The 7552-nt window shown below is 65.4% G+C and carries 7 protein-coding genes; 4 read left to right on the forward strand and 3 right to left on the reverse strand.

Going from position 1 to position 7552, the window contains the following annotated elements:
• A partial coding sequence (locus tag ACE3QM_RS21950; protein WP_374424872.1) for an FtsW/RodA/SpoVE family cell cycle protein occupies window positions 1–542 on the forward strand: 542 nt, incomplete at its 5' end.
• Window positions 543–783: 241 nt separating this feature from the next.
• Entirely contained in the window at window positions 784–3519 is a 2736-nt protein-coding gene (locus tag ACE3QM_RS21955; RefSeq protein ID WP_374424874.1) for a M16 family metallopeptidase, read from the forward strand.
• Window positions 3520–3542: 23 nt separating this feature from the next.
• Here ACE3QM_RS21955 and dinB read toward each other — a convergent pair whose 3' ends face one another.
• From dinB to ACE3QM_RS21970, 3 genes are all read right to left on the reverse strand, one after another.
• Complete coding sequence (gene dinB, locus ACE3QM_RS21960; protein WP_374424877.1) at window positions 3543–4703, reverse strand: DNA polymerase IV; 1161 nt, start codon at window positions 4701–4703, stop codon at window positions 3543–3545.
• Between the two features lie 13 nt (window positions 4704–4716).
• Complete coding sequence (locus ACE3QM_RS21965) at window positions 4717–5022, reverse strand: SelT/SelW/SelH family protein (RefSeq protein WP_048408438.1); 306 nt, start codon at window positions 5020–5022, stop codon at window positions 4717–4719.
• Between the two features lie 319 nt (window positions 5023–5341).
• Window positions 5342–5809 carry a copper chaperone PCu(A)C gene (locus ACE3QM_RS21970; RefSeq protein ID WP_374424880.1) on the reverse strand — a complete coding sequence of 156 codons (468 nt, stop codon included), beginning with the start codon at window positions 5807–5809 and terminating at the stop codon, window positions 5342–5344.
• Window positions 5810–5998: 189 nt separating this feature from the next.
• Here ACE3QM_RS21970 and ACE3QM_RS21975 point away from each other — a divergent pair, with 189 nt between their 5' ends.
• A complete protein-coding gene (locus ACE3QM_RS21975; RefSeq protein ID WP_048408368.1) occupies window positions 5999–6643 on the forward strand; it encodes a MarC family NAAT transporter in 645 nt (214 codons plus the stop codon).
• A gap of 21 nt (window positions 6644–6664) precedes the next feature.
• Complete coding sequence (locus ACE3QM_RS21980) at window positions 6665–7498, forward strand: AraC family transcriptional regulator (protein ID WP_231461605.1); 834 nt, start codon at window positions 6665–6667, stop codon at window positions 7496–7498.
• The last annotated feature ends 54 nt before the right edge of the window (window positions 7499–7552 follow it).

Genomic DNA, 7552 nt, shown 5'->3' on the forward strand with positions numbered 1-7552 from the left:
TCTTCGCCGGCATCGGCATGGGCGCGGCCAGCCTGCCCATCGTCTGGAACCTGCTGCACGACTATCAGCGCCGCCGGGTGCTGACCATGATAGATCCGACCACCGATCCCTTGGGCGACGGCTACCACATCATCCAGTCCATGATCGCCATCGGCTCCGGCGGCCCCTGGGGCAAGGGCTGGCTCAACGGCACCCAGACCCACCTCGATTACATTCCGGAACGGACCACGGACTTCATCTTCGCGGTGTATTCCGAGGAATTCGGCCTGGCCGGCAATGTGCTGCTGCTGGTGCTCTATCTGCTGGTGCTCAGCCGCGCGATGATGATCACCGCCAGCGCGCAGACGCTGTACGGCCGGCTGATGGCCGGCTCCATCACCCTGTCCTTCTTCGTCTACGCCTTCGTCAATATGGGCATGGTGTCCGGCATCCTGCCGGTGGTGGGCGTGCCGCTGCCCTTCATGTCCTACGGCGGCACCGCCACCGTCACCCTGTTCGTCGGCATGGGCATGTTGATGAGCATCAGCAATCTAAAACGCTGAGAGCCTGTTTACGATCTGCTGCGCTTCGGCGATACGACGTTGGAAATGACCTCAGAATGCTCATGTACCGTATGGCGGGAACCAATTGCCCGCCGCGCCGGCCTACCCCTGTTTGCCCCAGACTTACGTCATGCCCGGAATGTTTTCGACTTGACGAAAGCAAGCAAAATCGCAAGCCTATGCAGTTCCGGCGCCGCCGCGCGCCGCCGTCCCGCATTCACGCCAGAGGAAACGCCACCGCATGCGCATCAAGACCCTGAGCCTGCTGCTCGCCCTGTCCCTGGGCCACACCCTGCCGGCCATCGCCGCCGAAACCGTGACCGCCAGCCAAAGCCAACTGCAAGCCTACACCAGCGTGGAAGGCATCACCGAATACCGGCTGCCCAATGGCCTGCGCGTCCTGCTGGCGCCGGACGCCTCCAAGCCCACCACCACCGTCAACGTCACCTATCTGGTGGGCAGCCGCCACGAAAGCTATGGCGAAACCGGCATGGCCCACTTGCTGGAGCACATGCTGTTCAAGGGCACGCCCAGCAGCGGCAATCTGATGCAGGAACTCGGCAAGCGCGGCATGCAGTTCAACGGCACCACCTTTCTGGACCGCACCAACTACTACGAAACCTTCCCCGCCAACGACGATAATCTGCGCTGGGCTCTGGAGATGGAAGCCGACCGCATGGTCAACAGCAAGATCGCCAGGAGCGATCTGGACACCGAGTTCTCGGTGGTGCGCAATGAAATGGAGATGGGGGAGAACAATCCCCGCCGCGTGCTGTGGAAGCAGATGACCGCGGTCAGCTACGACTGGCACAACTACGGTCACAACACCATAGGCGCGCGCTCCGACGTGGAAAAGGTCCGCATCGACAATCTGCAGGCCTTCTACCGCAAGTACTACCAGCCGGACAACGCGGTGCTGATGATCAGCGGCAAGTTCGATCCGGCGGCGACACTGGCCGTCGTCCAGCGGGCTTTCGGCAAGATCGCCAAGCCGCAGCGCCAGCTGACGCCGACCTGGACCGAGGAACCGCAGCGCGACGGCGCGCGCGAATTGACCGTGGAGCGCGTCGGCGACACCCAACTGGCCGCGGTGCTCTACCCCATCGCCGCCGGCAGCCACCCGGACGCGACCGCGGTGCTGGCCTTGGCCGACATCCTGGCCAACACCCCCAACGGCCGGCTGTACCAGGCGCTGGTGGGCGGCAAGAAAGCCGTGGGCGTCGAGGCCTGGCCGTTCGCGCTGGCCGAACCGGGCTACATCATCTTCTGGGCGGAACTGAACAAGGGCCAGAAGCTGACCGATGCGCGCCAGGCGCTGCTCGCCACGCTGGAAGGCTTCAAGAGCAAACCGGTGACCGAGGCCGAACTCAAGCGCGCCAAGGGCAGCCTGCTCAACGACATCGACAAGACCCTGAACGATCCGCAGCAGTTGGCGGTGGAAATGTCCGAAGCCATCGCCAAGGGCGACTGGCGGCTGTTCTTCCTGAATCGCGACCGCATCGAGGCGCTGAGCGCCAAGGACGTGGAACGGGCGGCCGAGAACTACTTCAAGGCGTCCAACCGCACCTATGGCCAGTTCGTGCCCACCGCCAAGCCGGAACGCAGCGTGATCCCGGCCACGCCGGACGTGGCCAAGCTGGTGGATGGCTACAAGGGCCGCGCCGCGATCAGCCAGGGCGAAGCCTTCGACCCCAGCCCGGCCAATATCGACGCGCGCACCGAGAAAACCACGCTGGCCAATGGCGCCAAGCTGGCGCTGCTGGCCAAGAAAACCCGTGGCGAAACCGTCAATGGCAGCTTCAGCTTCGCTTTCGGCGACGAGAAAAGCCTGTTCGGCCGCGGCGCCGTCCCCAGTCTGGTCGCCAGCATGCTGGAGCGCGGCAGCGGCAAGCTCAGTCGCGCCGAGATCAGTGATAGGCTGGATCAGCTGAAGGCCAAGCTCAGCGTCTCCGGCTCCGGCCAAGAGGTCAACGTCGACTTTGAAACCACTCGCGCCAATCTGCCGGCGCTGCTGGACCTGGTCGCCAGCCTGCTCAAGCAGCCCAGCTTCCCGGAACGGGAATTCGAACTGCTGCGCAAAGAGGGCCTGACCGCCATCGACGCCCAGCGCAACGAGCCGCAGGCCATCGCCACCCAGGCCGTGGGCCAGGCGCTCAATGTCTATCGCAAGGGCGATCTGCGCTACCGCCCGACGCTGGACGAAGCCGCCGCCGAGCTGAAAACCACCAAGCTGGACGACATCAAGCGCTTCCACCGCCAGTTCTATGGCGCCAGCCACGCCCGCTTCGCGCTGGTCGGCGATTTCGACGCCAAGGCGACACAAAACCAGCTGCAAAAACTGTTCGGCGGCTGGAGCAGCCAGGCCGCTTACAGCCGCGCGGCCAGCCAACTGCCGCCGGCCAAGCCCGGTCAACGGCAATTGCAGGTCAAGGACAAGGCCAATGCCTTCTACCTGGCCACCGCGCCGCTGGCGATGCGGGACAGCGACGCCGACTATCCGGCGATGCTGGTCGCCAACAAGATTCTGGGCGGCGGCGTCAAATCGCGGCTGCTGGATCGCCTGCGCCAGAAAGAAGGCATCAGCTACTACGCCGGCAGCCAATTCAGGGCGGGAAGCTTCGAAGCGGTGGCCAGCCTGAGCCTGGTGGCCATCTACGCGCCGCAAAACCTGGACAAGCTGAAACAAGGCGTGACCGAGGAGCTGGCTCACTTCATCCGCGACGGCGTCAACGCCACCGAACTGGCCGACGCCAAGAAGGCCTTGCAGCAGGAAAGGGAAATCGCCCGCGCCCAGGATGGCGCGCTGAGCGCGGCGCTGGACGGCCAGTTGCAGATCGGCCGCAGCATGGACTTCAACGCCAAGGTGGACGCCGCCATCGCCGCGCTGACGGTGGAACAGGTGAACGCCGCGCTACGCAAGCACATAGACCCGGCCCAGCTGTTCCAGGTCTACGCCGGCGACTTCAAAACCCCCTGATCCCGGCCTTGCGCCGGCCAGCCTCAGCTATGCTGCGGAGGCTGGCCGGCGTCACTCGCTGGCGGCTCCGCCTCGGCCGCGACAGCGTCCTCCGCCGGCAGGTCCGGCAGCGGGCGGCCGTCGCGACCGAACAGGCGCAGCTGGCGCGGCAGATCGTGCTCGTCAGCCAGCTTGACGCCGACGCCGACCAGGCGCACCGGACGCCGGCCGCGCTCGAAACCCACCCGCAGCAGCTCTCCAAAACGCGCCGGCGACAGCTGGCCGCCGCTGTGCTCCACCGTGGTCTGGTTGAAATCATCGAACTTGAGCTTGACCGACAAAGCCTTGAACGCGGGGTTGCCGCTGCGCGCGATGCGCGCGCTCAAGCGGTCTATCAGCTCCGGCAGCTTGGACAGGCAGGCGGCGACGTCGGGCAGATCGACGGCATAGGTCTCCTCGACGCTGATCGATTTGCGGCTGCGGTCGGTGGACACCGGCCGCGGATCGACACCGCGCGCCAGCTCATACAGGCGTTCGCCGAAGCGGCCGAAATGGCGCAGCAGATCGGTCAGCTCCCAGGCCAGCATATCGCCACAGCGTCGAATGCCCAGCTCGTTCAGCCGCTGCGCGGTGACCCGGCCCACGCCATGGATCTTCTCCACCGGCAGCGTGGCGACGAAGCCGGCCACGTCCTGCGGCCGGATCAGGAATTGCCCGTCCGGCTTGTTCCAGTCACTGGCCACCTTGGCCAGGAATTTGTTCGGCGCGATGCCGGCTGATGCGGTGATGCCCACCTCCTCGCGGATCTGGCGACGGATCGCCTCCGCCATCAAGGTGGCGCTGCCCTGCTCATGCGGCTGGCCGCTCACATCCAGATAGGCTTCGTCCAACGACAAGGGCTCGATCAAGGGGGTGTAGCGCTCATAGATGCGCATGATCTTCTGGCTGGCTTCGCGGTAACGCGCCATGTCCGGCGGCAGGATCAGCAAATCCGGACACAGGCGCAGCGCGCGCGCCGACGACATCGCCGAACGCACGCCGTAGCGGCGCGCGATGTAATTGCAGGTGGCGATCACGCCGCGGCTTTCCGGCCGGCCGCCCACCGCCAGCGGCAGCGGCCGCAGCGAGGGATCGTCGCGCATCTCGATGGCGGCGTAGAAGCAGTCGCAGTCGACGTGGATAATCTTGCGCAGCGGCTCGCTCATGGCGATGACCGGATCAGGAGACGGCGCCGTCGCTATGGCCCAGCGAGCGCTGCGGCGCCACCCGGTCGCGCACTCGCTGCTTCAGCAGCTTGATGTCGGGAAAACCGCCGTCGGCCTTGCGGTCCCACAGCAGTTCGCCATCCAGCTCGACGCGGAACACACCACCGCTGCCCGGCTGCAAGGCGACTTCCGCCAACTCCTTCTCGAAGGTGGTCAGCAGTTCCTGCGCCATCCAGGCGGCGCGCAGCAGCCAGCGGCAGCCGGTGCAGTATTCAATGCTCAGGCGCGGAGTTTTGGCGGGGGGAATCAAGGATGTCATGCGGGAAAACGCGGTCGGCAAGAAGATGGCTGACAGCATACATCATGGGAAGGGATAGGAACTGCCGGCGTCCCTGGATTTTGTTGTGCGCGACCGCTAGCGGCCGCTCCTCCATCGTTTCTCTCTTTGTGCAGACTTGGCGTTATAACCTTGTCAGGGAGCCGGCAGTGGCAATGACGTCTTGTTTGCAACACATTCCCGAGGCCAAGTCTGCCCAGTCGCCGACGCGGGGTAAAGCTTTTACTCCAGCCCGCGTCGATTGCTGCGCCGCACGATGTAACTTCGGCGCAACGTTACCGGTAGCATCGCGCCATTCCGCTCAATGCGCGTGTTCAGCCGCCGGCGCGACGCCGTCTTCCACCGCCACATCCACCGTCACGCTGCCGGCTTTCTCAAAACGCAGCGTCAGCGGGAAATGATCGCCGGCACGCAGCGGCTGCTTCAAACCCATCAGCATCACGTGATAGCTACCGGGCGCGAACTTAACTTGCTGACCGGCCGCCACTTCCACGCCGCCGGCCACTTCGCGCATGCGCATCACGCCATTGTCGTTGATGTGGGTATGCAGTTCGGCCTTGGCCGCGCGCGGCGTGCTGGCCGACAATAGCTTGTCGGCGGCCTTGCCGCGATTGCTTAGCAGCAGGTAGACACCGCCGGTGGGGCTGCTCTCCGGCATCGCCCGGCTCCACGGATGGCCTATCTTCAGATCGCCCAGCTTGAATTCATGCGCCATCGCGCCGGCGCTCAACAGGCACAGGCCCAGCAGCGCGCTCAATGTCTTTTTCATAAAGGGATTCCTCCGGTTTTCCGCACTCTAGCACAGCCGCCATGGCCAGCTGTGCGGCATAATGCCACAGCCAATGTCATGCCGCGCGCGCTCCCTGCGGCCAATAACAGAATTTCCCTTGTCACTGGCCCGCGGCCTCAGGCAGACTGCGTCCATTCCATGTAATGTTCGCTTCATCAGCGCAGTGCCATGCTCAAGACGTTGTCGCTCCAATTCCTGTTCGGCGGGCTGCTCAGCCTGATCACCATCACCAATCCGCTGTCCAAGATTCCGCTGTTCATCACCCTGACCCGTGAGATGAGCGACTCTGCGCGCGATAACCAGGCGCGCCGCGCCTGCGTGTTCGCCGCCGCCATCATGGTGGTCAGCCTGCTGGCCGGCAACGTGATCATGTCCGCCTTCGGCATTTCCTACGGCGCGCTGCGCATTTCCGGCGGCTTCGTCGTCGCCGTGCTCGGCTACCGCATGCTGTTCCTGTCGCAGGATCCGGGCAACGCGCCCAAGACCGGCGAACGCGAGGATTACGCCTTCTTCCCGCTGGCCATGCCCGGCATCAGCGGCCCCGGCACCATCGCCGTGGTGATAGGTATTTCCACCGAGATCGCCGAACTGACCACGCTGCCGGCCAAGGCGCTGGCCTTCGCGATGACCTTCGCCGCCATCGGCGGCACCTGCTTCGGCATGTGGCTGACGCTGAAATCCTCTCAGCTGATCGCCCAGCGCCTGGGCCGCGGCGGCCGCGAGGTAATGACGCGGTTGATGGGCTTTTTGCTGATCTGCATCGGCGTGCAGTTCGTCGGCTCCGGCATCCGCACCTTCATGGCCGGCTCCTAGGGCCGCTAGCGACGCCCCGCCATGTCCCGCCCGGCGTCCGATCGTTCCGACTTCTTCCGCGCCGACGACATCGGCGCACTGGAATGCCTGGACGCCAGCTACGCCCAGCGAGTGTTCCCGCCGCATTTTCACGAAGAATACGTGGTCAACGCGCTGACCCTGGGCGCGCAGTCCTACCGCCATCGCGGCGGCACCCACCGCGCCGGCGTCGGCGCGCTGGTGCTGATCAACCCCGGCGAAGTGCATACCGGCGAGACCGCCGACGCGCGCGGCTGGGCCTACCGCGGCTTCTACCCATCCGCTGATTTCTTGCAGCGGCTGGCCGCCGACATCAGCGGCGACGCCCACGCCCGACCCTATTTTCGCGACACCGTGGTGCTGGACGCGCCACTGGCCGTCGGCATGGACCAATTGCATCGCCTGCTGCGCGCAAGCCAGGACCGGCTGCTGCGCGAATCGGCGTTGCAGCGAATGTTCGGCGCGGTGCTGCAGCGCCATATGCAAGTTCACGACCAGACTCAAGCCGCCGCCCCGCGCGCGGTGGAGCTGGCGCGGCAAATGCTGGCCGACGCCATCAACGAGAACCTGTCGCTGCAGACGCTGGCGGAAGCGGCCCAGCTCTCGCCGTGGCAGCTATGCCGCCAGTTTCGCCAGCACTTCGGCCTGCCGCCGGTGGCCTGGCGCAATCAGCTGCGCGTCAATCGCGCGCGCCAATTGCTGGCGCAGGGACAAACGCCCGGCGCGGTGGCGCTCAGCCTGGGCTTCGCCGACCAGGCCCATCTGACCCGCGCCTTCCGCCACACCGTGGGCCTGGCGCCGGCCGCCTATCAACGCGCACTGGGCCTGCGCCGCTGAGAACCTGTTTACGATCTCCGGAGCAATAGAGCCAGGAAAGCCAAGTGGATGAAC

It is taken from the genome of Chromobacterium sp. (assembly GCF_041912965.1).
Classification (GTDB): Bacteria; Pseudomonadota; Gammaproteobacteria; order Burkholderiales; family Chromobacteriaceae; genus Chromobacterium; species Chromobacterium aquaticum.

Bases quoted from the DNA above. Each gene is read 5' to 3' on its own strand.
- ACE3QM_RS21955 (WP_374424874.1), top strand. From the start codon at position 784: ATGCGCATCAAGACCCTGAGCCTGCTGCTCGCCCTGTCCCTGGGCCAC.
- dinB (WP_374424877.1), bottom strand. From the start codon at position 4,703: ATGAGCGAGCCGCTGCGCAAGATTATCCACGTCGACTGCGACTGCTTC.
- ACE3QM_RS21965 (WP_048408438.1), bottom strand. From the start codon at position 5,022: ATGACATCCTTGATTCCCCCCGCCAAAACTCCGCGCCTGAGCATTGAA.
- ACE3QM_RS21970 (WP_374424880.1), bottom strand. From the start codon at position 5,809: ATGAAAAAGACATTGAGCGCGCTGCTGGGCCTGTGCCTGTTGAGCGCC.
- ACE3QM_RS21975 (WP_048408368.1), top strand. From the start codon at position 5,999: ATGCTCAAGACGTTGTCGCTCCAATTCCTGTTCGGCGGGCTGCTCAGC.
- ACE3QM_RS21980 (WP_231461605.1), top strand. From the start codon at position 6,665: ATGTCCCGCCCGGCGTCCGATCGTTCCGACTTCTTCCGCGCCGACGAC.